Source organism: Acinetobacter sp. ANC_7588, from assembly GCF_056783995.1.
In genome coordinates, this window is sequence record NZ_JBWYIU010000028.1 from 1 (window position 1) to 2308 (window position 2308).

Here is a 2308-nt window from a genome sequence, read left to right on the forward strand (position 1 = left end):
AAAATATCGAAATTGATTACAACGAACTGGTTCAAAGTGACCGTGTACATACTTCGCTGTATAAAGATTCAGCCATTTTTGAAGAAGAAATGGAAAAAATCTTTTACAACACTTGGGTATGGGTTGCACATGCAAGTGAACTTCCTGAAGCAGGAAGCTATAAAACGATTAATGTAGGTTTACAGCCTGTTGTCGTAGTACGTGACCGTAAGAAAAAAGTTCATGTACTTTTAAACCGTTGCCGTCACCGTGCCGCGACAGTATGTGAACATAAAAAAGGCAAAACCAATAGTTTCGTTTGTCCTTATCATGGTTGGAGCTATGCATTAGATGGCACATTACGTGGCGTACCATCTCCGGAAAGTTATGGCGAATGCTTAGACAAATCTGAACTCCCTATGGTGAGTTTACGTGTCGAAGAATATAACGGCATGATCTTCGCTACATTTAAACAAGACATTGAGCCGCTTGTAGATTTCCTTGGTCCTGCTAAAAAGTGGATTGATCTGTTCATGAAACAGGGTGCAGGCTACCCAGTCAAAGTCTTGGGCGAACATCGCTTTACATTCCCTGGCAACTGGAAGATTCAGTTAGAAAATACAACGGATGCTTACCATTTCCCATTGGTACACAAATCATTCCTGAGCTCTGTTGACGAAAAAACTGAAGAACTTTTCAACTTCGAAAATCAGCCAGGTTATGTTGAAGATCTTGGAAATGGTCACAGTGTCATGGTCATGATTCCTGAACTGATCGATCTCGAAGAAGAACTAATGGAACGCCCAATTCAAGAGCGTTTCGAAGAGCTGGCACAAGCACTTCGTGATGAAGGACATGAAGAACTTGAAGTACGACGTATCTGCCGAGCTGTAGGTGGTACGGGCTTTAACCTGAACATCTTCCCGAATATCGCATGTTCAATGGCATTTTTCCGTGTTATGCAGCCTTTAGCAGTCGATAAAACTGAAATTCATCACTCTGTTATTACGATGGATGGTGGACCTCAAATTGCCAACCAATATCGCTTACGTCTACACGAACACTTCCAAGGACCGTTTGGCTTTGGTACGCCAGATGATGCCGAGGCTTGGGAACGTGTACAAAAAGGCTCCAATGCAGGCAATGATCTTTGGGTCATGCTACATCGCGGATTACCCGGTGAAGTTAAAACCGAAGATGGTCTGAAAAGTGATGTAAGTGCTGAAACAGGTATGCGCGCTGCTTATCAGCAGTGGAAAAAGATTATGACGGCTTAAGGGGAATGCAATGAAAATCGACGTAAATTTAGTAAATGAAGTAACCGCATTTATCTGGGCAGAAGCGGATATGCTTGACCATTCGGATTACCAAACTTGGTTAGCATTATGGGAAGAGCAAGGTCAGTACATTATTCCAATCGACCCAGCCTTAACCGATTATGAAAATCACCTGAACTATGCATATGACAATCATCATATGCGTCAGCTGCGTGTTGAACGTTTAGAAAATGGAGAAGCAATTTCAACTTCTCCCAAAGCGAATACAGTACGTAGTTTATCGCGTGTACGAATTCTTCAAGATCAAGACGGAGAGATCGTATTACGCTGTGCACAGAATTTACGTGAATTCCGTAAAGAAAACTTGCGCCATTACACAGCAGATGTGATTTACCATTTGGTACGTGATGAAGAATATGGTTTCAAGATTCGTCGCAAGGTGATTAACCTCATTAATTCAACCGATACCCTAGCGGGTATTAGCTATATTTTGTAAGAGGAAATAGGGATTAGCTTTTTGCTAATCCCTATTTGTTTAAAAGGATCGAATGAGAAAAAATGATGTGTTTACATGATGTGGTCGTAAAAGATCGTTATATACAAGGTGGCACAATTGCAGTGCTTGAACTCACCTCAGCAAATGAAATCACATTACCAAGTATAGAAGCAGGGGCACATATTGATGTGCATTTGCCGAATGGTCTAATACGCCAATATTCACTTTGCCAAGATCCTAAACAAGTCGGCATTTTTCGCCTCGGTATTTTGAAAGATCCTCAGTCACGTGGTGGTTCAACATGTGCATTTGAGCAACTTACACTGGGTATGCAGTTGCAGGTGAGTGCACCAAGAAACTTATTCCCTTTGGTTGATGCTTCCCACTCAGTGTTGATCGGTGGCGGTATTGGCATTACACCACTCATTACCATGGCATATGAGCTACTAGCCCAAGGTAAATCATTTGAATTGCATTATTGTGGCAGTAGTCGCGATCGCTGTGCTTTCGTCGAAGAAGTAGAACAGGGACCACTTGCACCATTTACAACCTTCCA

The 2308-nt window shown here is 42.1% G+C and carries 3 protein-coding genes; all 3 read left to right on the forward strand.

What is annotated here, in order from left to right; translation table 11 throughout:
* The coding region (locus AC1M9J_RS14705; RefSeq protein WP_481592543.1) for an aromatic ring-hydroxylating oxygenase subunit alpha at nucleotides 1-1256 on the forward strand (1256 nt) is incomplete at its 5' end.
* Between the two features lie 10 nt (nucleotides 1257-1266).
* Nucleotides 1267-1752 carry an aromatic-ring-hydroxylating dioxygenase subunit beta gene (locus tag AC1M9J_RS14710; RefSeq protein WP_481952567.1) on the forward strand — a complete coding sequence of 162 codons (486 nt, stop codon included), beginning with the start codon at nucleotides 1267-1269 and terminating at the stop codon, nucleotides 1750-1752.
* 62 nt (nucleotides 1753-1814) lie between these two features.
* On the forward strand, nucleotides 1815-2308 hold a 494-nt coding region (locus tag AC1M9J_RS14715), incomplete at its 3' end, for a ferredoxin reductase (RefSeq protein WP_481952568.1).